Origin of the sequence: Mesorhizobium denitrificans (genome assembly GCF_003403035.1) — a bacterium.
Taxonomy (GTDB): domain Bacteria; phylum Pseudomonadota; class Alphaproteobacteria; order Rhizobiales; family Rhizobiaceae; genus Mesorhizobium_G; species Mesorhizobium_G denitrificans.
This window is the reverse complement of the sequence record NZ_QURN01000001.1, coordinates 95,056-116,802: the sequence shown is the minus strand read 5'-3', so window position 1 is coordinate 116,802 and position 21,747 is coordinate 95,056. Positions and strand designations below refer to the sequence as shown.

At 60.4% G+C, this 21,747-nt stretch carries 22 protein-coding genes; 7 read left to right on the top strand and 15 right to left on the bottom strand.

Features of this window, described 5'->3' with window-relative positions:
- The first annotated feature begins 61 nt into the window (after window positions 1-61).
- Window positions 62-1,096, top strand: coding sequence for a LacI family DNA-binding transcriptional regulator (locus tag DY251_RS00575; RefSeq protein ID WP_116621899.1), 1,035 nt, complete (start codon window positions 62-64; stop codon window positions 1,094-1,096).
- A gap of 10 nt (window positions 1,097-1,106) precedes the next feature.
- On the opposite strand, the gene DY251_RS00570 is transcribed toward DY251_RS00575, so the two are convergent.
- The 6 genes from DY251_RS00570 to DY251_RS00545 all read right to left on the bottom strand — a co-directional run bounded on the left by DY251_RS00570 (window position 1,107) and on the right by DY251_RS00545 (window position 7,468).
- The gene (locus DY251_RS00570) at window positions 1,107-2,105 is read right to left on the bottom strand and encodes an ABC transporter ATP-binding protein (protein ID WP_116621898.1); all 999 of its coding nucleotides are present in this window, start codon (window positions 2,103-2,105) and stop codon (window positions 1,107-1,109) included.
- Window positions 2,106-2,116: 11 nt separating this feature from the next.
- On the bottom strand, window positions 2,117-3,178 hold the full coding sequence (locus DY251_RS00565; RefSeq protein WP_116621897.1) for a Gfo/Idh/MocA family protein: 1,062 nt from the start codon (window positions 3,176-3,178) through the stop codon (window positions 2,117-2,119).
- Window positions 3,175-4,014: a carbohydrate ABC transporter permease gene (locus tag DY251_RS00560; RefSeq protein WP_116621896.1), complete on the bottom strand. Its 840-nt coding sequence runs from the start codon at window positions 4,012-4,014 to the stop codon at window positions 3,175-3,177. Before DY251_RS00560 ends, DY251_RS00565 begins: the two co-directional genes overlap by 4 nt.
- A 10-nt stretch (window positions 4,015-4,024) precedes the next feature.
- Window positions 4,025-4,957, bottom strand: coding sequence for a carbohydrate ABC transporter permease (locus DY251_RS00555; protein ID WP_116621895.1), 933 nt, complete (start codon window positions 4,955-4,957; stop codon window positions 4,025-4,027).
- A gap of 304 nt (window positions 4,958-5,261) precedes the next feature.
- Window positions 5,262-6,521, bottom strand: a complete 1,260-nt coding sequence (locus DY251_RS00550) for an ABC transporter substrate-binding protein (RefSeq protein WP_116622263.1) — start codon at window positions 6,519-6,521, stop codon at window positions 5,262-5,264.
- Complete coding sequence (locus tag DY251_RS00545; RefSeq protein ID WP_116621894.1) at window positions 6,518-7,468, bottom strand: N-acetylmuramic acid 6-phosphate etherase; 951 nt, start codon at window positions 7,466-7,468, stop codon at window positions 6,518-6,520. Before DY251_RS00545 ends, DY251_RS00550 begins: the two co-directional genes overlap by 4 nt.
- Before the next feature lie 174 nt (window positions 7,469-7,642).
- Between DY251_RS00545 and DY251_RS00540 the strand changes: the two genes are divergently transcribed.
- From DY251_RS00540 to nagA, 4 genes are read left to right on the top strand one after another with little or no spacing between them, the layout of a single operon-like run.
- On the top strand, window positions 7,643-8,515 hold the full coding sequence (locus tag DY251_RS00540) for a glucosamine kinase nucleotide-binding domain-containing protein (RefSeq protein ID WP_116622262.1): 873 nt from the start codon (window positions 7,643-7,645) through the stop codon (window positions 8,513-8,515).
- A gap of 54 nt (window positions 8,516-8,569) precedes the next feature.
- On the top strand, window positions 8,570-9,343 hold the full coding sequence (locus DY251_RS00535; RefSeq protein WP_116622260.1) for a GntR family transcriptional regulator: 774 nt from the start codon (window positions 8,570-8,572) through the stop codon (window positions 9,341-9,343).
- Entirely contained in the window at window positions 9,340-10,365 is a 1,026-nt protein-coding gene (locus DY251_RS00530; RefSeq protein WP_245415801.1) for an SIS domain-containing protein, read from the top strand. Before DY251_RS00535 ends, DY251_RS00530 begins: the two co-directional genes overlap by 4 nt.
- Window positions 10,362-11,522, top strand: coding sequence for an N-acetylglucosamine-6-phosphate deacetylase (gene nagA / locus DY251_RS00525; protein WP_116621893.1), 1,161 nt, complete (start codon window positions 10,362-10,364; stop codon window positions 11,520-11,522). Before DY251_RS00530 ends, nagA begins: the two co-directional genes overlap by 4 nt.
- Window positions 11,523-11,526: 4 nt before the next feature.
- Here the strand turns inward: nagA and DY251_RS00520 are convergent, their stop codons facing one another.
- The 9 genes from DY251_RS00520 to infC all read right to left on the bottom strand — a co-directional run bounded on the left by DY251_RS00520 (window position 11,527) and on the right by infC (window position 19,529).
- Window positions 11,527-12,105 (bottom strand): YceI family protein, encoded by a 579-nt coding sequence (locus tag DY251_RS00520; RefSeq protein WP_116621892.1) that lies wholly within the window; start codon window positions 12,103-12,105, stop codon window positions 11,527-11,529.
- 29 nt (window positions 12,106-12,134) lie between these two features.
- On the bottom strand, window positions 12,135-12,713 hold the full coding sequence (locus DY251_RS00515) for a cytochrome b (protein ID WP_116621891.1): 579 nt from the start codon (window positions 12,711-12,713) through the stop codon (window positions 12,135-12,137).
- A gap of 47 nt (window positions 12,714-12,760) precedes the next feature.
- Complete coding sequence (gene pheT, locus DY251_RS00510) at window positions 12,761-15,175, bottom strand: phenylalanine--tRNA ligase subunit beta (RefSeq protein WP_116621890.1); 2,415 nt, start codon at window positions 15,173-15,175, stop codon at window positions 12,761-12,763.
- 29 nt (window positions 15,176-15,204) lie between these two features.
- Window positions 15,205-16,290: a phenylalanine--tRNA ligase subunit alpha gene (gene pheS, locus DY251_RS00505; protein WP_116621889.1), complete on the bottom strand. Its 1,086-nt coding sequence runs from the start codon at window positions 16,288-16,290 to the stop codon at window positions 15,205-15,207.
- Window positions 16,287-17,177: a BUD32 family EKC/KEOPS complex subunit gene (locus tag DY251_RS00500; RefSeq protein ID WP_199498749.1), complete on the bottom strand. Its 891-nt coding sequence runs from the start codon at window positions 17,175-17,177 to the stop codon at window positions 16,287-16,289. The genes pheS and DY251_RS00500 overlap by 4 nt, the downstream gene beginning before the upstream one ends.
- Before the next feature lie 78 nt (window positions 17,178-17,255).
- A complete protein-coding gene (gene rplT / locus DY251_RS00495; RefSeq protein WP_116621888.1) occupies window positions 17,256-17,657 on the bottom strand; it encodes a 50S ribosomal protein L20 in 402 nt (133 codons plus the stop codon).
- Window positions 17,658-17,699: 42 nt separating this feature from the next.
- The gene (gene rpmI / locus DY251_RS00490) at window positions 17,700-17,909 is read right to left on the bottom strand and encodes a 50S ribosomal protein L35 (RefSeq protein ID WP_116622259.1); all 210 of its coding nucleotides are present in this window, start codon (window positions 17,907-17,909) and stop codon (window positions 17,700-17,702) included.
- A gap of 415 nt (window positions 17,910-18,324) precedes the next feature.
- Window positions 18,325-18,945 carry a methyltransferase family protein gene (locus DY251_RS00485; protein WP_116621887.1) on the bottom strand — a complete coding sequence of 207 codons (621 nt, stop codon included), beginning with the start codon at window positions 18,943-18,945 and terminating at the stop codon, window positions 18,325-18,327.
- Window positions 18,946-18,992: 47 nt separating this feature from the next.
- Window positions 18,993-19,529 carry a translation initiation factor IF-3 gene (gene infC, locus DY251_RS00480; RefSeq protein ID WP_116621886.1) on the bottom strand — a complete coding sequence of 179 codons (537 nt, stop codon included), beginning with the start codon at window positions 19,527-19,529 and terminating at the stop codon, window positions 18,993-18,995.
- A 248-nt stretch (window positions 19,530-19,777) separates the two neighbouring features.
- On the opposite strand from infC, the gene DY251_RS00475 reads away from it, so the two are divergent.
- Together DY251_RS00475 and DY251_RS00470 are read left to right on the top strand one after the other, a co-directional pair.
- Window positions 19,778-20,551 (top strand): alpha/beta hydrolase, encoded by a 774-nt coding sequence (locus DY251_RS00475; protein ID WP_116621885.1) that lies wholly within the window; start codon window positions 19,778-19,780, stop codon window positions 20,549-20,551.
- Window positions 20,551-21,690, top strand: coding sequence for a benzoate/H(+) symporter BenE family transporter (locus DY251_RS00470; RefSeq protein ID WP_116621884.1), 1,140 nt, complete (start codon window positions 20,551-20,553; stop codon window positions 21,688-21,690). Before DY251_RS00475 ends, DY251_RS00470 begins: the two co-directional genes overlap by 1 nt.
- Window positions 21,691-21,747: the final 57 nt, after the last annotated feature.

Sequence of the window (21,747 nt, the reverse complement as noted above, 5' to 3'; positions counted from 1 at the left end):
CGCCAAACGATCTTGAAAATTCGAAAATTGGCGCAATAATCAAAGCGCTTTGGGGAATACCATGAATCTCAAACAGCTTTCGCAGATGTTGGAGCTTTCACAGACCACGGTCAGCCGTGCGCTGAACGGCTATCCTGAGGTCAATGAGGAGACGCGTCGCCGTGTGATGGATGCGGCGCGGCGACATGGCTATCGCCCAAATCCGAGCGCGCGACGGCTGGCGACCGGCAAGGCCGGGATGATCGGCTATGTGCTGCCCACTGGAAGCGCAGTCGACATCGACCCGCACTTCGTGGAATTTCTTTCGGGGTTAGGAGATTATGCGCGGGCGCATGATTTCGATCTGGTGCTGAGCCCCGCCGATGCGCAGGACGAGGAAACCACCTATCGTCGGGTGGTGGCGAACAAGCAGGTGGATGCGCTTTATGTTTCGTCACCCAAGCCTGCCGACAAGCGGATCAAGCTGCTGGAGCAGCTAGGGCTTCCCTATATCGTGCATGGCCGCAGCGAGGGGCTGCATTTCGACTATCCATTCATGGACATCGATAATGAAGGTGCGTTTCACGAAGCGGGTCGCCTGCTGGTACAACTCGGGCATTCGCGAATTGCACTCATAAATGGTCAGAGAGCTGAGACATTCGCAGTTTTTCGCGAGCGTGGATTGCGCAATGCGCTTGCTGCAAGCGGTTTAGTGCTTGCAACTCCGATGATCCGCTCGTTTGCGATGACGGAAGAGAACGGCTATCGAGCGGCGCGGAGCTTGCTTGAAACATCGCCACGGCCAACAGCCATTATCTGCTCAAGTCTCATCATGGCACTGGGCGTGGTTCGGGCTGCGCGTGATCTTGGGATAGAGATCCCCAAGGATATGTCGCTGATTGCGCATGACGACGTTTTTCCCTGGCTGAAGCCCGAGAATTTTTCAGTGCCGCTGGCGACGACACGATCGTCAATCCGACTGGCCGGTGCGCGGATCGCCGAAAGGCTGGCCGCGCGGATTTCCGGCCTTGAAGAAGGAAAAAGCGGCGAAGTATGGCCGGTCGATCTGGTCGTGCGGGGATCGGTAGCCGGCGCTCCAACGCGCGCCAATTCCTAAACCTGGCTGCTTAACGCCACGTCCGCCCGTCTGCGTCGAACCGATAGGTCCGGCCCTGCTGGGGTGTCGCATACAGCACCGCACCCGGCTCCACGCGATATTCGCCAAACAGGCGCACAGTGATGCGTCCCGCCTTTTCCGTGTCGAGATAGAGGTTCGTATCCGCACCGAGATGTTCGGCATGGGCAACGACGCCCTTCCAGTCGCCGCTTTTGGCGTCCACCGAAATATGCTCCGGTCGCACACCCACGATTTTGGCCCTGTCGCCCAGCCGCGCACCGTCGATGAAGTTCATCTTGGGTGAGCCTATAAATCCGGCGACAAACGTGTTTGCCGGGTTGTTGTAAAGCTCCATTGGCGCGCCGACCTGCTCGATGCGTCCGGCGCTCAGCACCACGATCTTGTCGGCCAGCGTCATGGCTTCAACCTGATCGTGGGTAACGTAAATCATTGTCGATTTCAGGCGGCGGTGTAGCTCGGCAATTTCCAGCCGGGTGTTGACGCGCAGCGCAGCGTCGAGATTGGAAAGCGGCTCGTCGAACAGGAACAATTTTGGCTCACGCACGACCGCGCGCCCGATTGCCACGCGCTGCCGCTGCCCGCCCGAAAGTTCGGCGGGGCGCCGCTCCAGATAGGGCTCCAGCGAAAGCATGGTGGACGCAACGCCAATGCGGCGTTCGATTTCATTGGCGTCTTCGCCGGCCTGCTTCAGGCCAAGACTCATATTGTTCTTCACGCTGAGATGCGGATAGAGCGCATAAGTCTGGAACACCATCGCGATGCCACGCTTGGCGGGTGGCACGTCGTTGATGTGCTGGCCATCGATCTGAACCGACCCGGACGTCGCATCCTCCAGCCCGGCGATGATGCGCAGCAACGTGGACTTTCCGCAGCCGGAAGGGCCAACGAAAACGACGAACTCCCCGTCATCGACGGAAAGATCAATTCCTTTCAGCACATCCACCTTGCCGAAGGATTTGGTGACATTCTGAATCGACAGCGAACCCACGCGCGCCCCCTTTATAGCTTGACCGCGCGCCCGGAGCGCACGCTTTCATCCGCCGCAAGGCAGACGGCGAGAGATTTCACCGCATCCGACATATGACGCGTCAGGTCGATGTCTTCGCGGACGGCTTTCAGCAAATATGCCTGCTCCAGATCGCAAAGCTCCTGATGGCCCGGCTCGCCTTCCATCGAAAGCAATTGGTCAGGCGTCTTGAACCTGCCATCCGCACCCGTTTCCACGCGATGAATGCGCAGCCGCGAGGTTTTCGTATGCGTGTCGATGTCGTCGGATTTTGCGCTTTCATCCATGACGATGGAGACGCAGCCCTTCGGCGAAATCACGTCTTTCACGAAGAAGGCGGTTTCGGAGATCATCGGCCCCCAACCCGCTTCGTACCAACCCAAGGACCCGTCGTCGAACAGCACCTGGAGGTGCCCGTAATTATACATATCCGGCGCAATTTCGTTTGAGAGGCGAAGACCCATGCCACGCACCTCGACAGGCTTGGCGTCGGTGATCTGGCACATCACATCGACATAATGCACGCCGCAATCCACGATGGGCGGCGTGGTCTGCATCAACTGCTTGTGCGTTGCCCAAGTCGGGCCGCTGGATTGCTGATTCAGGTTCATGCGGAACACATATGGACCGCCAAGCGAGCGCGCTTCCGCGATGAGCCGCACCCATGATGGGTGGTGGCGAAGGATATAGCCGATCACCAGCTTGCGCCCGTTTGCCTTTGCTGCCGCCACGACGCGCTCGGCATCGGCCACCGTTGTTGCCAGCGGCTTTTCGACAAACACATGGCAACCCGCTTCCAGCGCCTTCACGGCGTAATCCGCATGGCTGTCGGAATAGGTGTTGATCGACGCGACGTCCGGCTTTTCCTCGCGCAGCACATCGTCGAACGAACGACGGATTGCGTGACGCTTCAGCGGTTCCGGCAGCTCCACATCCGAACGATTCACAAGCGCGGCAATCTCGAAACCAGGATTGGTTTCATAGGCCAGCGCATGGCTGCGGCCCATATTGCCAAGGCCCGCCACAACGACGCGCAAGGGCTTTTGCGAACTCATTTCACCGCTCCCGAAGTGATGCCGCGGATAAGCTGCCGCGAGAAAATGACGTAGAGAACCAGCACCGGCAAAATGGCCAGCGAAAGCGCGGCCAACACGGCGTTCCAGTTGGTGACATATTGGCCGATGAAAATCTGCGCGCCGAGCGTGACCGTCTTGGTTGCCTCGGAGGGCGCGAGGATCAGCGGGAACCAGAGGTCGTTCCAGATTGGTATCATGGTGAACACGGCGACGGTTGCCATCGCAGGGCGCACCAGCGGCAGAACGAGCCGGAAGAAAATGCGATATTCGGACAGCCCGTCTATGCGTCCGGCGTTTTTCAGATCATCGGAAACCTGCTTCATGAACTCGGCGAGAATGAACACCGCCAGCGGCAGGCCCTGCGCCGTGTAGACGAGGATCAGCGCCGTCAACGTGTTGACCAGCCCGCTCGCCACCATCAATTGCAGGATCGCCACCGTGCCGAGCCGGATCGGAATCATGATGCCAAGCGCCAGATAAAGCCCCATCATCGTGTTGCCCTTGAAGCGGTATTCAGAGAGCGCAAACGCGGCCATCGCACCGAACAACAGCACAAGGAACAGGGAGACAACCGTGACGATCAGGCTGTTCTGGAAATAGAGGAAGAAATCGCCCTGCTTCAAAACAGTGGTGTAGCCGATGGGATCGAAAGTTTCCGGCCCCGGCAGCGAGAGCGGCGAACGGAAGATCGAGTTTCTCGACTTGAACGAGTTGATGACGATCAGGAACACCGGAAACAGCGCAATCACAGTGTAGGTGATCAGCACCGCATGTGCAGCGACGGAACGAACCGGGGAGGAGGTGGCTTTGCTCATGTCTCCGCCCTCAGAACTGGTAGCGCCGCAGGCGCGTCTGGATTGCAAACAGATAGACGCACACGCCCGCCAGAATGATGAAGAACATCATGGAGGCAATCGTCGCGCCCATATTCGGGTCGCCAAGCTGAAGCTGGAAACCGAAGAACGTCCGATAAAGGAACGTGCCCAGAATATCCGTCGAATAGTTTGGCCCGGCCATTGCGCCTTGCGCCGAATAGATCAGGTCGAAGGCGTTGAAATTGCCGACAAATGTGAGGATGGAAATGATGCCGATTGAAGGCAGGATCAGCGGCAGCTTGATTTTCCAGAACTGCGACGCGCCTGTGATGCCATCGATTTCAGCAGCTTCGATCACCTCATCAGGGATCGACAGGAGTGCTGCGTAAATCAGCATCATGGGAATGCCGACGAATTGCCAGACCGAAATCAGGCCGAGCGCCGTCAGCGCATATTCCTCCTTGCCGAGCCACGGCGTGAACCAGCTCTTGAGGCCGACAAGCCCCATCATCCACGGGGCAACACCCCAGAGCGGCGAAAGGATGAGCTTCCAGATGAAGCCGACAACGACGAACGACAGCACCGTGGGCACGAAAATCGCCGTCCGGTAAAAGGCGGCAAAGCGCAGCCTGGGGTGCGAGAGAATAGCAGCCAGCGCAATGCCGATCGGGTTCTGCACCAGCATGTGAATGACAAAGAACCACAGATTGTTGCCGAGTGCATTCCAGAAGCTGGCCGACCAGCGCGGATCGCCAAATAGTGTGCGGAAATTATCCAGCCCTACGAATTGGCGAACGCCGTCGATGGTCTTGTAGAGCGAAAGCTGAAGCGTGCCGAACAAAGGCAGGATCATCACAGCCGTGTAAATCAGCACCGCGGGCGCGAGGAACACGGCAATGTGCCAGCGTATCGGACGTTTGGATTGTGCGGTCTCTGTCACCATGCGGCGATGCTTTCGGTTGTTGAGTTGGCGCCGCGCTACCTTGACGGCATTACGCCAACGCCATTGTCGCCCTCTCCCCGTTTATGGAAAAGGGTAGAGATGAGGGGCAGCGTAAGCCTTGTAATGTCGGCGCTTTCACCCTGCCCGCCCCTTCGGGCCACCTACCCATTGAGGGGAGGGAGAGAGTTACACTTGTTCAACGCGGAGTATGTCGCACACGTTTGAGAGTTTGCACCCTCCCTCCCCTCTGTGGGGAGGGTGGCCCGAAGGGCCGGGTGGGGCGCATCTCCCTACATAAGCGACATTACTTCGCTGGCTTGTACCAGCTATCCAGGCCCTTCTGGAGTTCCTCGGCGGCCTGCTGCGACGTCTGCGTGCCGTTGATGACGTTGGCAGACTTCACCCAGGTTTCGTTTTCGAGGTTCGGCGTGCCGCGCGACAGGATCTGATAGGTCGAGCGAATGGTCGACTTGCACTTGTCGCGCCAGGAGACGAATTCCTGAGCCAGCGGGTCTTCCATCTTCACCGGGGTTGACGACAGGCTGAAGAAACCGGGCAGCGCGTTTGCATAGATCGTCGCGAATTCCGGCGAAGCCACCCATGACAGGAATTTCTTCGCTGCATCCGGGTTCTTGGTCTTGGCGTTCATGCCAATGCCGATGTCGTTATGGTCGGAGATGTAGCAGGTGTCGCCTGCCTTCTTCACCGGCGGAGGGAACGCGCCCATCTTGAACTGGGCCTGCGTGTTGAAGCCGGAGATTTCCCACGAACCAGCCGGGTAAATCGCCGCGCGACCGAGCGTGAACAGGTTCTGGCTGTCCGGGTAGGTCTGGGCTTCAAAGCCGTCGCCAAGATAAGGCTTCCACTTGGCCAGCGCCTCGAACGGCCCGACCCACTGTGGGTCGGTCAGCTTCTGCTCGCCCTTGATCAGCGCCAGACGGCCCTCTTCACCGTGCCAATAGTTCGGGCCGATGTTCTGGTAGCCCATGGTTGCGGCTTCCCAGAGATCCTTGGTGCCCATCGCCATCGGAATGTAGGTGCCGTCTGCCTTGATCTTCTCGAGCGCGGCGAAGAACTCGTCCTCAGTCGCAGGCGGCGTGATGCCCAGCTTTTCGAAGGCTTCCTTGTTGTAGATGAAGCCGTGAATGACGGATGCCATCGGCACGCAGAAGGTCGCCTTGCCATCGTCGGTCGTCCAGGCGGACTTCGCAACGTCGGTGAAGTTTTCCATGCCCGGCACGCCGGTCAGGTCGGCCAGATGGCCCTTGTTGTAAAGCTCCAGAGAAGCGTCGAACGGACGGCAGGTGATCAGGTCGCCAGCCGAGCCTGCATCAAGCTTGGCATTCAGCGCGGCGTTATATTCCGTCGGAGCGGATGGCGCGAACGTCACCTTGATACCCGGATTTGCAGCCTCGAAAGCCGGGATCAGCTTTTCCTGCCAGATCGACAGATCGTCATTGCGCCAGCTTTCGATGGTCAGCGCAGCGTCTTGCGCAAATGCGCCGCCTGCCGTGCCGAGTACACTCGTGCCCATCAAAAGGGCGACGAAAACTTTGGTTCTCATTTGCATTCTCCCTGTTTGGGCGGTTTCGCCCCGCCATGATTGGAGCTTTTGCTCCCCTCGATCATTGCCAAGGCCGGTCGCAACCGTTGACCGGCACTTTGCAGCAAGCGTTCGGCATCCGCAGCATCCTGAGCGCCCGAGGCCATCAGGATTGCAGCTTTCACCGAGCCGCCGCTTCTCGCAAGAAGCTCTGCCGCCGCATCAGGCGCGCAACCGGCAATCGCAGCGACGATGCGCGCGGCGCGGTCCTTGAGCTTCACATTGTCTGGACGAAGATTGATCATGTAGCCGTCATGCACATGACCGAGATGGATGGCCATGAGCGTGGACATCATGTTGAGCGCGATCTTCTGCGCCGTGGCCGCGCCCATGCGCGTTGAACCCGCAATCACTTCCGCTGGCGTTTCGATCAGCACCGGCACATCCGCAATATCCAGCAGCGGCGCGCCCGGATTGTTGGCGATGCCCACCGTGACCGCACCGCGCCTGGCAGCCTCACGCACCGCGCCAAGCGCGTATGGCGTCGTGCCGCTGGCCGAAAGCGCAATCAGGCAATCCCCCGCGCCGATCTGCGCGCCCGCCACATCGGCGCGGGCGAGGTCCGTATCATCTTCCGCGCCATTGGCGAGTTCGTGAAAATTAGCCGCGCCGCCGGCGATCAATATGACGATGCGCTCGGGCGGAATGCCGAAAGTGCCGGGCAGTTCGAGCCCATCGGCAAGCGCCATAAGACCCGAACTGCCCGCAGCCGCGTAAGCGATCCTGCCGCCGCCCGCCAGCGAGCGAGCAGCCGTTTCTGCAGCTTTTGCAATCGAAGGAATGGCCGCGACAACGGCGTTTGCGGCTTCCGCCTGCCCTTGCGCCAGAACGCGAAGCACAGCCTCCGGCGCACGAAGGTCAATGCCTTGCGCCTCTGTGTGCAGCGTCTCGGTACGACGTTCCGCCATTCGCATCCTCCTTTTTCGAGTAATACCAAAAAAATACCACTTGTCCAGTCCCTGTTAACGAATTGAAACAATCATGCGCATATTTGCTAGGTTTTTCTCAAATTGTACCGAGTTGAAAGTTAACGCTTGGCAATTGGTATTTTATTGGTATTATTGCCGCAGAGGGAGGCGCGCTTGGCATTTGTAATTGGCATAGATGGTGGCGGAACAAGCTGCCGTGCGGCATTGGCTGGCCTTGATGGCAAGGTCATTGGGCGCGGTGCCAGCGGTTCGGCGAATATCCGCACCGACCTTTCCGGCGCACGCGCCAGCATCGTGAAAGCTGCGGAACTCGCGCTTGCCGATGCGGGGCTTGGTCCCGAACTGCTGCCGCAAACATCGGGGGTGCTTGGGCTGGCGGGCGCGAATGTTGGCACCTATGCGCAGCAGGTCGAGGCGATATTGCCGTTCGCCGCGAGCCGCGTGGTTACGGACGCGCTGATCGCGCTGGAAGGTGCGGTTGGTTCGGGCGATGGCGCAATCGCCATTCTTGGAACCGGCACCGCCTATATGTCGCGCAAGGGGACTGAAGTGCGGTCCATTGGCGGCTGGGGCTTTATTATCGGCGATCAGGGCAGCGGGGCGCGCATCGGCCGCGACCTGCTTGAGGAAACACTGCTTGCGCATGATGGCGTTGTTGCCGCAACTCCGCTGACCGATGCCGTGCTAGCGATCTATCGCAACGATCCACGCGATGTCGTGGAGTTCACCACATCCGCCAAGCCGGGCGATTATGGCGGGTTCGCGCCGATGGTTTTCGACCACGTCGGCAAGGGGGACGAAACCGCGCTGCGCATCATCGAGCGCGCGCGGCAAGCGATAGAGGCCTCACTCGCCGCGCTGGACCCTGCTCCCGGCACGCCGCTGTGCCTGCTTGGCGGCATGGCGCAGCTTTTTGCGCCACGCCTGTCGAAAAGGTATCAGCCTTTGCTGCGCCCACCGCTGCACGATGCGCTCGGCGGGGCAGTGTCCATGGCCGCAAGGTTGTTTGGCGAGAGGCAGAGTTGATGAGAGCGCGGGGTATTCTCTCGTATCTCAATGCTGGTGCGGCGAGGCAGTCGCATGACTGACGCGGCGGCGATCTTTGCGCATGTGAAGCAATCCGGGGCCGGTGCGCCGCTCTATCTGCGCCTTCGCAAATCAATCGAAGATGCTGTCAGCCGTGGTGCGCTGCTGCCTGGTGATGCTCTGCCTTCCGAGCGGGACATTGCGGCCAGCGCAGATATTTCACGCGTCACCGTGCGCAAGGCGATTCAGGATCTCGTGCAGCACGGCGTTCTCGTGCAGCGGCATGGCTCCGGTACATTTGTCGCGCCGCGTATGGAACGCGTCGAGCAATCTCTTTCTCGTCTCACATCATTTACCGAAGACATGGCGCGGCGAGGGCTGGATGTACGCTCCGTCTGGCTTGACCGCGGCGTCTACGCGCCCTCCCCTGAGGAGATGATGGCGCTCGGTCTATCGGCTGAAGCGATGGTTTCGCGAGTCAGCCGGTTGCGCATCGCAAACGACACCCCGCTGGCCATCGAACGCGCCTCGATTTCCGCGGGCTTTCTGCCGGACCCGAACGCAATCGGTTCTTCGCTGTACGCCGCGTTGGAAGCGCGCGGATGCAAGCCGGTGCGCGCCGTGCAGCGTATTTCTGCGACGAATCTTGGCGAGGCAGATGCCGAATTGCTGGAGGTCACTCCCGGTTCGGCCGGCTTGAACATCGAGCGCATTTCCTACCTGCCCAGCGGCAAGGTGGTTGAGTTTACGCGCTCGGTCTATCGCGGCGATGCATATGATTTCGTGGCCGAGCTTCGGCTAGGCACAGGCGAAGGAATAGCCCCATGACGCAAACACATATGCGCCGCGAGGTGCTGGAAATTCCGCAGGCCGTTGCGCGGCTTCTCGACCATTCCGCAAAGGATATGCAACGCGCTGGCGAAGAGTTGCGGGCGGTCGATCCCCGCGTTCTGGTCAGCGTGGCGCGCGGTTCGTCGGACCATGCGGCTTCATTCCTGCAATATGCAATCGAACTTACAGCAGGCATTCCGGTAGCATCGCTTGGGCCGTCCATCGGCTCTATCTATGGCGCGAAGCTCAAGCTGAAAGACGCCGCCTGCCTTGCCATTTCACAATCCGGCAAAAGCCCGGATATTGTGGCAATGGCAAAGACAGCGCGTGAAGGCGGTGCGCTGACAATCGCGCTGACCAATACGCCCGGTTCGCCGCTGGCCGAGGTTTCGAACCACGCCATAGACATTGCCGCTGGGCCGGAACTAAGCGTGGCCGCAACCAAGACATTCGTGAATTCCGCCGTCGCAGGTCTGGCGATCCTTGCGCACTGGACGAAAAACGACGGGCTTCTGTCGGCCCTGCACGCCCTGCCGCAATATCTCGAAAATGCCATTGCCTGCGACTGGTCCCCCTTTGCCGAAGCAGTCGGCAACGAGAATTCCCTGTTCGTGCTTGGGCGCGGGCCATCACTGGCAATCGCCAACGAAGTCGCTCTCAAATTCAAGGAAACCTGCTCTATTCATGCCGAAGCCTATAGTGCTGCGGAGGTTATGCACGGGCCGCTGGCACTGGTTGGACCGGGCTTTCCCGTGCTGGTTCTGGCCAGCCGCGACAAGTCGGAAGACGCGGTTGCGCAATCGGCGGACGGGTTGGCCACGCGGCAGGCAGCGGTGTTCGCGACTTCCGCCAAGGTGAAAGCCGCGAACCGGCTGCCCTTCGCCGCGACGGGCCATTGGCTGACCGATCCGCTGGCGCTTGTCACTTCTTTCTATTCGTTCATTGAAGCCTTTGCCTTACGGCGCGGACTGAACCCCGATCAGCCCCGCAATCTTCGCAAGGTCACGGAGACGCTATGACCGAGCAAAAAGCCTATCTCGCGCCGCGCATATTTGACGGCGAAGGCTGGCAGGAAAACGCCGGGCTGATTGTCGAAAATGGCGTGGTTGCTGGCGTCGTGCGGGCCTCGGATATTCCAGTCGAAGCGCAGACGATCACCCTTGCCGATGGCTTCATCGCGCCGGGGTTTGTCGATCTTCAAGTGAATGGCGGCGGCGGTGTGATGCTGAACGACCACCGCAGCGTTGAAGGCATACGCACCATTTGCGCCGCGCATCAGCGCTTCGGCACGACGGCGCTTTTGCCGACGCTGATTACCGACACGCCGGAGATTACCGCCGAGGCAGTCGCTGCGGGCATCGAGGCCGCGCGCCTGGACGTGCCGGGGTTTCTGGGGCTGCATCTTGAAGGGCCGCATTTGTCCATAGCGCGCAAGGGTGCACATGACCCGGAACTGATCCGAGAAATGGAAGATGTGGACCTCGCCAATCTCATTGCGGCGCGCGTCGAATTGCCAGTGTTGCTGACCACGGTCGCGGTGGAATCCGTGACGCCGCAGCAAATCGCGGCGCTGGCTGGCGCGGACGTCAAGGTAAGCATCGGCCACACGGAGGCGACACTTGAAGCCGCACAAGCAGCGTTCGACGCAGGCGCGACGACAGCCACCCATCTGTTCAACGCCATGAGCCCTATCGGAAATCGCGAACCAGGGTTGGTCGGTGCCGTGCTTTCGATAGGCGGCTTGTCAGCCGGGCTGATCGCGGATGGCTATCACGTTCATCCCGAAAGCATCGGCATTGCCATGCGCTCCAAACGCGGACCGGGCCATATATTCCTTGTGACCGATGCGATGGCCACGATCGGCACCGACATGACGGAATTCACGCTGAATGGCCGCACCATCAAGCGCGCGGATGGCAGGCTGACATTGCTCGACGGAACGCTTGCAGGCGCAGATCTCGACATGATTTCTGCCGTGCGCTTCATGCACCAGACAATCGGCATCGAGCTTGATGAAGCGATGCGCATGGCCTCGCTCTATCCAGCCCGTGTTGCGGGCGTAGCGGAGACACACGGCCATCTCGGCAACGGTGCTCGCGCCGATTTTGTACACATCAGCGACGACCTCGCCATTCGTGGTGTCTGGATTGGCGGCGAAGCGGTTCATTTGGCCTGATGCGCTATTGGCGCGTTGCGGTTAGCCGCATTTCGAAATCGACCACGTTTGAATAGATCGGCGTGCCGACATCCATTCCGTAACGCGACCTGAGCACCTTGCCCGTGATGCGGAACGTGATCCGGTTTTTCGACTGCGAGTCGAGCTGGACGGTGAATGTTTCATTGCCCGTTTTGCCACGCGCCGTCATGTGGCCGATAACCGTTGCAGAGGTGTCGCTCAGCGCCTTCACAGAGGTGGAACGGAAAGAAATATCCTTCTCGTGGGCAACATCGAACACAGCGTTGGACCGGAGAAAATCGTCCACGCGCTGCTGGCCCGTGGAAACGCTGGCCGGGGCCACGTCGATATCCACCTCCGAGCGCCCGACCTGCTGACCATCAATGCGAATGGTGCCGGAAAAATTGGCGAATACGCCCGCAATGCCGCGGCCCGCAATCTGGTCAATCGCAAAGCCAATGCGCGATGCGCCGGGATCAATCCGATATTGACCCGCCGCGCCAGCAAGATCGACAGCGGCCGCAGCAGGACAGGTGAGCGCAAGGCAGAGCAGCGCGACGGCAGACAGGTTACGGACAGGCATGGAAGCCTCCAGCGCGTTGTGATGAGATGCTAACGAGTGCCGCCGGTGTGTTCTTCCCGACCCGGCACGAGCATTCGAACAAGCAGCCCATCGCGGCGCACAAACTGGTGCCACAACGCAGCGCCGACGTGGAGCGCGATGAGGCCAGCCGCGCCGAACGCCAGAATGGCGTGAACCCATGACCACAACAATTCTGCTGCATCGGACGGGGCGAGCGGCAGATTGGGGATTAGCACCTTGCCGAATGCGAGCGTGACAATGCCAAGCGTCGATATCGATACCAGCACCCAACCCGTAAGCGGAAGCGCGAGCATCAGCCCGTAAAGCGCGGCGTGCGAGAGATTTGCCGCCCCGCGCTCAGCTTTGGACATGCCCGCCGGCAGGTCCGGCGACAGCGCCGCCAGCCGCCACACAATGCGCGGAATGACCAGCGCGAGGATCACGAAGCCGATGGATTTGTGAAGCTGGATGAGTTCGAAAACACGGCGCTGATCGTCCAAACGCAGCATGATGATGCCGAGAACGATCTGACCGATGAACAGAACGGCAATGCACCAGTGGAACAGTATCGTGACCAGCCCATAGGCGCGGGGCGTATTGTAAAGCATCGGAGCCTCCACGCGATACAACGCGCATGGAGGCCCGCGTATTCCGACTAGGCTCGCAAGGTTCCGCCGGTCTGCTTGCCGACGTTTTCAATGATGCGCTTGGCGAGCGCCTCGAAATCTTCATCCGTCAGCGTTTTTTCCACCGGCTGGATAGCGACCTCGATGGCTATGGACTTCTTGTCCGGACCAAGCGACGCGCCTTCGAAAACGTCGAACACCGTGACGCTGGTGATGAGCTTCTTGTCGGCGGCGAGCGCCGCGCGGGTCAAGGTTCCAGCTTCGACGGTCTTGTCCACGACGAAAGCGAAGTCGCGCTTCACTGCCTGGAAAGCGGACAGTTCAAGCTTCGGCTTTGTGCGCGTGGCTTTCGCCTTCGATTCCGGGATGACGTCCAGGAAAACCTCAAACCCGGCGAGCGGACCGGAGACATCCAGACCTTCCAGCGTTTTCGGATGGAATTCGCCGAAATGGCCGAGCACGACCTTTGGCCCCAACTTGATGACGCCGGAGCGACCGGGATGATACCAGCCCGGCGCGCCTGCCTCGATCTGGAGACGATCAACCGGCGCGCCGCAGGCTTCCAGCACGGCGATGGCATCAGCCTTGGCATCGAACACGCCGACCGGACCCGCATTGCCGGACCATGAGCGGCCTGCGCCATCCAGCTTCGCGGTGCCGCGACGGACGCCGGACGCAACGCGGCGCTGCTTATCGGGCGTGTCGCCTTCATAGGCGGCCGCGACTTCGAACAGCGCCACGTCGGCGAAACCGCGATCCGCATTGCGCTGTGCAGCGACAATCAGGCCCGGCAGCAATGACGGGCGCATGTCCGACATTTCAGCGGCGATGGGGTTGGACAATTTCAGCGCGGGCGCGCCGCCGCCGAAGATTTCGGCGTGCTTGGCCGGGATGAACGACCACGTGACCGCCTCCATCATGCCGCGCACGGCGAGCGTGCGCTTGGCAAAACGCGTGCGCACCTGCAGGGTGGTAAGTATCTTGGTGTTGACCGCGCCATGGCTGGTGAGTGGTTGCGGCGCGATGGCGTCAACGCCGTGAATGCGCATCACCTCTTCAACCAGATCGGCCTTGCCTTCAACGTCCGGACGCCATGACGGAACGGATACGTCGATGACCTCGCCGCTGCCCTTCGGCGTGAAGCCGAGACGGGACAGGATGTCGATGCTTTCGGCCTTCGGCACGTCCAGCCCGGTGAGGCGCTTCACCTCCGACAGCGGGAAGGAAATGACCGGCGCGGTGTAGCCAGCATAGCCGACGAGTTCGATTTCGCTCGGCGTACCGCCGCAGAAATCGAGCACGAGTTGCGTTGCGAGGTCGATACCCGGCACCATGAATTCCGGATCGACGCCGCGCTCGAAACGATAACGCGCGTCGGTGATGATGCCGAGAGCGCGGCCAGTGCGCGCGATGTTCAACGGCTCCCAGAGCGCGGATTCGATCAGCACGTCAGTAGTGCCTTCGTCCGAGCCGGAATGCTCTCCGCCCATGATGCCCGCGATGGATTCAACGCCGTTCTCATCGGCGATTACGCACATTTCCGGCGTCAGCGTGTATTCGCGCTGGTCGAGCGCCAGCACCGTTTCACCGTCTTTCGCGCGGCGAACCGTGAGATTGCCCGCGACCTTTGCGGCGTCGAAAACGTGCAGGGGGCGACCACGGTCGAAGGTGAGATAATTGGTGATGTCCACCAGCGCGTTGATGGGGCGCAGGCCGATGGCCAGCAGGCGCTGCTGCAGCCATTTCGGCGACGGGCCGTTCTTGACGCCGCGCACGAGGCGCAGCGCGAAGCCGCGGCACAGCGACGGCGTATCGCCGAAATCCAGCGCGACCTTGACTGGGCAAGCACCCTCGCCCTTGATCGCAGCAATCGGCTTTTCCTTGAGCTTGCCGAGGCCGGAGGCAGCAAGATCACGCGCGATGCCGTGAATGCTGGTGGCATCGGGACGGTTCGGCGTCAGATTGATCTCGATGACCGGATCGTCCAGATGCGCATAAGTCGCGAAGCTGGTGCCGACCGGAGCATCAGCGGGAAGGTCAATGATGCCGGTATGCTCGTCGGACAATTGCAGCTCGCGCTCGGAGCACATCATGCCCCGGCTTTCCACGCCGCGAATCTTGCCAACGCCAAGCGTCACGTCGATGCCGGGGACATAAGTGCCGGGAGCCGCGAACGCGCCAATTAGGCCCGCGCGCGCATTCGGCGCGCCGCAGACGACCTGTATCGGCGCACCGCTGCCGGTATCGACGCTGAGCACTTGCAGCTTGTCGGCGTCCGGGTGGCGCTCGGCGGTGAGCACCTTCGCGATGACGAATGGCTTGAGCGCCGCCTTGTCATCGACATGCTCGACCTCAAGGCCGATGGAGGTCAACCGCTCGACAATTTCGCCAAGCGAGGCATCCGTTTCCAGATGGTCTTTCAGCCAGGAAAGGGTGAGTTTCATGTGTCGTTACCCGTGTTTCGGCTGTTGGATCAAGCGGTGAGGCCAGCGAAGAGCGTTGGCATGTCGAGCGGGCGGAAGCCGTAATGCGACAGCCAGCGCACATCCGCGTCGAAGAAGGCGCGGAGGTCCGGCATGCCGTATTTCAGCATGGCGATGCGGTCGATGCCCATGCCCCATGCGAAGCCCTGATACTCGTTCGGGTCCAGCCCGCCTGCGCGGAGCACATTCGGGTGAACCATGCCGCAGCCAAGAATCTCCAGCCAATCATTGCCTTCGCCAAACCGGATCTCGCCGGGGCGTGAACGGTCGCACTGAATATCGACCTCAAGGCTCGGCTCCGTGAACGGGAAGAAGCTCGGGCGGAAACGCATTTTCAGGCTCGGCACCTCGAAGAATGCCTTGCAGAATTCCTCAAGCACCCAGCGCATGTTCGCGACATTGGCGGTCTTGTCGATGACCAGGCCTTCAAGCTGGTGGAACATCGGCGTGTGGGTGGCGTCGGAATCCATGCGATAGGTCTTGCCGGGGATCACAATGCGGATCGGCGGCTTTTGCGACTCCATCGTATGAACCTGCACGGGCGAAGTGTGCGTGCGCAGCAGCTTGCGCTCGCCCTTCTCATCCGCATTGAAGAAGAAGGTGTCGTGCATTTCGCGCGCCGGATGGCCGTCCGGGAAGTTCAACGCGGTGAAGTTGTAATAGTCGGTTTCGATGTCCGGGCCTTCGGCAACCGAGAAGCCCATATCGCCGAAGATTGCGGTGATTTCGTCAATGACCTGACTGATGGGATGGATGCGCCCACGCTCGGACGGCGACTGGCGCACCGGCAGGGTGACATCCACGCGCTCGGCAGCGAGGCGCACAGCAATTGCGGCGTCCTTGAGTTCGCTTTTGCGCGAGGTGAGCGCCTCGGTGACGCGGTTTTTCAGGCCGTTGATGGCTGGCCCCTGCACCTGTCGCTCCTCGGCCGACATGGAGCCAAGCGTCTTGAGCATTTCGGAGACAGAGCCCTTTTTGCCAAGCGCGGCGACGCGAACCGCCTCGATGGACGGCTCATCGGAAGCCGCGGCGATGGCGTGCATCAATTCGTTTTCGATCCGGCTTATTTCGGTCATCGCGTGGCCTTCGGTTTTTGCCCGGAGAGCGTTTCGGGCAGAGTGGTTTTCATGGCAGCGCCAGCTTCCGGCGACAGCATGGAGTTGAGGAAAGCGCTCGCCTTGTAAAGGCGGCGCCCATCGCCGCCAAGCCCTATCGGCGCGACAAGGCCGAGCGCGGAATGCATGAGCGAAAAGACGCCGCGCAGCGACGCCAGATGCGGCATGACATCGGCAGGCGCGTCTGCGCGATAGGCTTCGAATGCGCGCGGGCCGGTGTCTTCGTCCAGCGCCTGCCCGCAGATTTGCAGGAACAGCAGGAACACATCGCGCGCCTGCGCATCCGCCAGCGGCATTGCCTGTTCGGGCGCTTCTTCGAAATCCAGAAAGCCGATGCGTTCGCCTTCCAGGATCATGTCGCGCGGATGCGGACGACCGTGGCACAGACCGGCCTGATGGGCGGCAGCCAGCGCCGTCGCGGTTTGTACCAACAGCGCGTCATGCGCCTGCAGGTCCGTTACGCGGAGGCTGTCAAGCTCTGCTTGCACGATAGTGTCGGCATTGCTGAGCACCAGAACGCTGCCCTGCGTGAAAAGCACATGCGCGGCGGGAAAGCCCGCAGCACGAAAAGCGGCAGTTTTCTCAATTTCCCGCGCGACCATTTCGGGTGACGTGATGATGCGCGACGAGCGCAGCGCAGCCCAGGGAATGAGCGGGGATACCCACGCATGAAGACGCTTGAAGAAGGGAACGCCTTCCGCATCCATGCGCTTGATCCAAACGGTGCGGCCATCGACGACCGCGGAGCTGACGCGCCGCGATTGCCCGGCAACGAGCAGACGCAGCAATTCCTCCAACCCCTTCGGGCTGAGGTGATTCTGCTCGCTTTTTTGTTGCGTTGCGATCATCTCATCAAAAAACCCGCGCCGGCGAAGCCAGCGCGGGTTTCCCAGATTCAGTTTTGCAGAAGCTTGGGAAGCGCTGGTCTAGGCTACAGCGCTTTCAAAAGCATTCGGTGTGGTGTTCTTGAGGTATTCGAGCGCCTTCTTCGCCTGAGCGACGAGAGCGGCGAATGCCTGCGGCTCGTGGATAGCCATATCGGACAGAACCTTGCGGTCTACTTCAATGCCAGCCTTGTTCAGACCGTCGATGAAGCGGCCATAGGTCAGGCCATGCTCGCGAACGGCAGCGTTGATGCGCTGTACCCACAGAGCGCGGAAATTACGCTTGCGATTCTTGCGGTCGCGATAAGCATATTGCAGCGACTTCTCGACTGCCTGCTTTGCGATGCGGATGGTGTTCTTACGACGGCCGTAGAAACCCTTTGCGGCTTTCAGGACCTTCTTGTGCTTGGCGTGCGAGGTAACGCCTCTCTTTACGCGTGCCATATCATGATCTCCTTAAATTCGCTCTGATCGTTCGGTCCGGTCTCAGATACCGCCGCCATTCGGCAGGAAGTTCTTGACGACCTTCTTTCCGTCCGGCTCGGCCAGCACCATGGTGCCGCGAGCATCGCGAATGAACTTGTTGGAGCGCTTGATCATGCCGTGGCGCTTGCCGGCCGCAGCCGCAAGAACCTTGCCAGTGCCAGTGATCTTGAACCGCTTTTTTGCAGCGGCCTTGGTCTTCATCTTGGGCATTTTGCTTCCTTTCATATGCGCAACTTAAGCTGCGTCTGGTTCTTGCTTCGGACTGACCAAAGTCCGAAAAGCATAAAGACCGCCACGGCATGCCCTGCCGGGCGGCTTTTCTTAAGACGCGGCTCCATATCAGCAAGGAATTAGCCGCGCAAGTGCTTAGGTGCAAACTTGGCGAGAAGACGAGGCGGGAATCAACCTTGTGTCGTCAGCACTGCCCCTCGCCTGCCTGCCGGCATCCTCTCCCCGTTCTGACGGGGAGAGGCAGGCGGTGGCCGCGCCGCGAGTAAATCACCAACGCCCGAAGTACGAGCGTGACATCGCAATTATCCTGCTTGGCCCCGTTTACGGGGAGAAGGTCGCGGTAGCGGGATGGGGGCAGCACCAACCTTGCAAGGTTCGGCAACGCCGCGCCAAATCACCAAAGGCGGAAGAAAACCGGAATTGTGCCGCTGTTCTGCAAAGTCTCGATAAGCTCAAAGAGCGGCACGGAAAGGAAAAAGGCGAGGCCGTCTTTCAGCGTTCGCAACAGAAGCTTCGGTCGAAACGTCACGAATTCCTCGTCCCGATAGAGCGAAGGATTGGGAATGAAGCGCGGCACGCGCGCGACATACTCCAGATAGGGCCGGCCGAGCTTGGCGGAGAGAAACCCCTCTTCCCGCCGGATGACAATGGAAAACGCCACCCAGCACAAAATACCGAAGGCAACAGCCAGCGCCACGCTGCCCATTTGTCCGCCCACGCCAGCTGCCGCTACAGCCGAGAAGAAATAGAGCGGATTGCGCGTGACCGAATAAGGCCCTGTCTGCACAACTTCGGACGATTTGCGCCCGCCGATATAAAGCGTAGACCACAAACGCCCGCCGATGCCGATAAGGATGAGCATCTGGCCCACCCACTCGATGCGTTCGTGAACGTTCTCCGAATGGATGGAGGCTCCGAAAACCAGGAACACGGCAATAATTGAAATGAGCGCTGCCAGCACCAGACGACGAAGGCGCTGGTACTCGGTCATCGCCTTGTCGGCTGATTGTGCCATTTTATTTGATCTGCTTCAGAATAGAAAAGTGAGAGCGGCGCCCGGTGTTACCTTGGCGCCAGCACCATCATCATCTGGCGGCCTTCGAGCTTCGGCTCGGCTTCCACCTTGGCAATGCTTGCAGTTTCTTCGCGCACACGGTTCAGCAACTCCATGCCGAGTTCCATGTGAGCCATTTCGCGGCCACGGAAGCGCAACGTCAATTTAACCTTGTCACCTTCTTCAAAGAAACGGCGCACAGCCTTCATCTTCACCTCATAATCATGGGTGTCGATGTTCGGGCGCATCTTGATTTCCTTGATCTCGATGACCTTCTGGTGCTTGCGCGCCTCGGCGGCCTTCTTCTGGGAGGCGTATTTCAGCTTGCCCAGATCGAGAATCTTGGTGACAGGCGGTGTCGAATTCGGCGAGATTTCAACGAGGTCCAGGCCAGCATCTTCTGCGGCTTGCAGCGCATCGTTGATTGAAACGACGCCCTGATTGTTGCCGTCTGCGTCGATGAGTTGAACCTGAGGAACGCGGATGTCGCGATTTGCACGAGGGCCGTCCTTTACGGGCGCGGCTGCTTTAAACGGTCTGCGAATGGCCTTTTTCTCCTTAAGCCGTTGATGAAAAGCCGCGCCAATGTGGTTGCCGCGCGGCGGCTGTCAATAGCACAGCCTGTGAAAAGATGCACCATTCATTGCTTTCTGGAACATTGTTGAATGCTGCTGTGTCTTATACGCCATGCGAGAGCACATTTATATGCTGGCAGGAGCGGTGCGCTCCCTTTTCGGGAGCAATCGCCTGTGGCATGAGGCGTAGCTTAATTTAGATAGGACTAAACGCAGGCATGGCAAGCGATCCAGTGACACGAATGGAGGTTGGTGGCGCGCAGATTGCCGTGCGGGCACGCAAGGGAACGATGCCCGGCGTGGTTTGGCTGGGCGGCTACAAGTCCGACATGCTGGGCACCAAGGCCGACGCGCTGAACCAATGGGCCGAGAAATCCGGCCACGCCTTTTTGCGCCACGACTATTCCGGGCACGGTGAGTCGGGCGGTGAATTCAAGGACGGCACGATCTCCCGCTGGCTCGCGGAAAGCCTTGCCGTGTTGCGCGCATTCAGCGAGGGACCGCAGATTTTTGTCGGCTCATCAATGGGCGCATGGATCGCGCTGCGCATGGCGCAGGAACTGCGCAAGGCGGGCGAAGGCGAGCGGATCGGCGCGCTGATTCTGCTGGCGCCTGCGCCGGATTTCACGCGCGAACTTGTGGAGCCGAAACTGACGGACGCGCAGCGCAAAGACCTCACGGAGAAGGGCTATTTCGCGGAACCGTCCGAATATTCCGACCAGCCCTACATGTATACGCGCGCGCTGATTGAAGACGGTGCGCAGAACCTGGTTATGGACCGGCCGATCGATACGCATTGCCCGGTGCAGATCATACAAGGCGTGGCCGACCCCGATGTGCCGTTCAGCCATGCGCTCAAGCTTGCCAGCCTGATGCCCTCCGACGACGTGACGCTTTCGCTGGTGCCGGAAGGCGATCATCGCCTTTCACGACCGCAAGACCTCGAATTGCTGATCGGCGCAGTCGAGTCCATGATCGAGCGGATCGGCTGATGCGCCTTTCCATACCAAGCGCGGCCTTTGTCGCCGCAATCGTCGGATTCGGCGGCACGCTCGCCATTATTATAGCGGCTGCCAACGCAGTGGGCGCAACACAGCTACAGACCGCAAGCTGGGTGACCGCGCTTTGCATCGCCATGGCGGTCGAAAGCCTGTGGCTTTCATGGTGGACGAAAATGCCGGTGATTTCGGCATGGTCCACGCCGGGAGCCGCGCTGATTGCAGCGTCGAGCGGGTTCAATATTTCAGAGGCCGTGGGCGCGTTCATCGTGGCAGCGTTGATGCTGATTGCGACCGGACTGTTTCGTCCACTGACGCGGCTGATTTCGCGCATTCCGCATTCGGTGGCGTCGGGGATGTTGGCTGGGATCGTCGTAACCTTCGCGATCAACGCAGTGAAAACGATCCCCCTCGATCCGTGGCTGATCCTGCCGCTGATGGCTGCGTTTTTAGTGTTCAGAATCATCAACCCGTCACTGTCCGTGCTGGCCGTGCTGATCGGCGGCGGCGCGCTGGCGTTCTTCATGGGGCGCGTGGGCGCGCTGCCCGCGCCGGAGCTTTCAACGCTGACACTGATAAGCCCGAGCTTTACGCCGGGCGCAATATTCGGCCTCGCGGTGCCGCTTTACCTCGTGACGATGGCCTCACAGAACCTCTCTGGTTTGGCGGTGCTGAAAGCCGCGGGCTATGAACCGCCTGCCGGCCCGCTGATCGGGATAACCGGGCTGGTGTCGCTACTGACCGCGCCGTTTGGCGCATCGACGTCCAACCTCGCGGCAATTTCCGCTGCGATCTGCACCGGACCGGATGTGCACCCTGACCCTGCCGAGCGCTGGAAGACAGGGCCGTTCTACGCGCTGTTCTATCTGATCTTTGCGGTGTTCGGCGCTTCGCTGGTGGCGGTGTTCGCGGTGCTGCCTGCCGCACTGATCGCACTCGTGGCGGGGCTGGCGCTGATGCCCTCGCTCGCCAACGCACTGGCGATTGCGCTGGCCGACGAGCGCCAGAGATTTGCCGCAACAACGGCGTTTGCGGTCACCGCATCGGGGTTGACGCTGTTCGGCATCGGCTCCGCCTTCTGGGGCTTGATTGGCGGGCTGCTGGTGCTGGCTCTGGACCGCTTCAAAAAATAGCAGCCGAATCAAGCACCTGTCCGGTTTAGGATGGAGCCATCTTGAATGGCCGCAATC

Coding starts and splice junctions, on each gene's coding strand:
- DY251_RS00515 (WP_116621891.1), bottom strand. CDS start 12,713: ATGCTTTACAATACGCCCCGCGCCTATGGGCTGGTCACGATACTGTTC.
- rpmI (WP_116622259.1), bottom strand. CDS start 17,909: ATGCCCAAGATGAAGACCAAGGCCGCTGCAAAAAAGCGGTTCAAGATC.
- rplT (WP_116621888.1), bottom strand. CDS start 17,657: ATGGCACGCGTAAAGAGAGGCGTTACCTCGCACGCCAAGCACAAGAAG.
- DY251_RS00555 (WP_116621895.1), bottom strand. CDS start 4,957: ATGGTGACAGAGACCGCACAATCCAAACGTCCGATACGCTGGCACATT.
- DY251_RS00500 (WP_199498749.1), bottom strand. CDS start 17,177: ATGATCGCAACGCAACAAAAAAGCGAGCAGAATCACCTCAGCCCGAAG.
- DY251_RS00535 (WP_116622260.1), top strand. CDS start 8,570: ATGACTGACGCGGCGGCGATCTTTGCGCATGTGAAGCAATCCGGGGCC.
- DY251_RS00470 (WP_116621884.1), top strand. CDS start 20,551: ATGCGCCTTTCCATACCAAGCGCGGCCTTTGTCGCCGCAATCGTCGGA.
- DY251_RS00565 (WP_116621897.1), bottom strand. CDS start 3,178: ATGAGTTCGCAAAAGCCCTTGCGCGTCGTTGTGGCGGGCCTTGGCAAT.
- DY251_RS00575 (WP_116621899.1), top strand. CDS start 62: ATGAATCTCAAACAGCTTTCGCAGATGTTGGAGCTTTCACAGACCACG.
- pheT (WP_116621890.1), bottom strand. CDS start 15,175: ATGAAACTCACCCTTTCCTGGCTGAAAGACCATCTGGAAACGGATGCC.
- pheS (WP_116621889.1), bottom strand. CDS start 16,290: ATGACCGAAATAAGCCGGATCGAAAACGAATTGATGCACGCCATCGCC.
- DY251_RS00485 (WP_116621887.1), bottom strand. CDS start 18,945: ATGGCACAATCAGCCGACAAGGCGATGACCGAGTACCAGCGCCTTCGT.
- DY251_RS00550 (WP_116622263.1), bottom strand. CDS start 6,521: ATGAGAACCAAAGTTTTCGTCGCCCTTTTGATGGGCACGAGTGTACTC.
- DY251_RS00475 (WP_116621885.1), top strand. CDS start 19,778: ATGGCAAGCGATCCAGTGACACGAATGGAGGTTGGTGGCGCGCAGATT.
- nagA (WP_116621893.1), top strand. CDS start 10,362: ATGACCGAGCAAAAAGCCTATCTCGCGCCGCGCATATTTGACGGCGAA.
- DY251_RS00560 (WP_116621896.1), bottom strand. CDS start 4,014: ATGAGCAAAGCCACCTCCTCCCCGGTTCGTTCCGTCGCTGCACATGCG.
- DY251_RS00520 (WP_116621892.1), bottom strand. CDS start 12,105: ATGCCTGTCCGTAACCTGTCTGCCGTCGCGCTGCTCTGCCTTGCGCTC.
- DY251_RS00530 (WP_245415801.1), top strand. CDS start 9,340: ATGACGCAAACACATATGCGCCGCGAGGTGCTGGAAATTCCGCAGGCC.
- DY251_RS00545 (WP_116621894.1), bottom strand. CDS start 7,468: ATGGCGGAACGTCGTACCGAGACGCTGCACACAGAGGCGCAAGGCATT.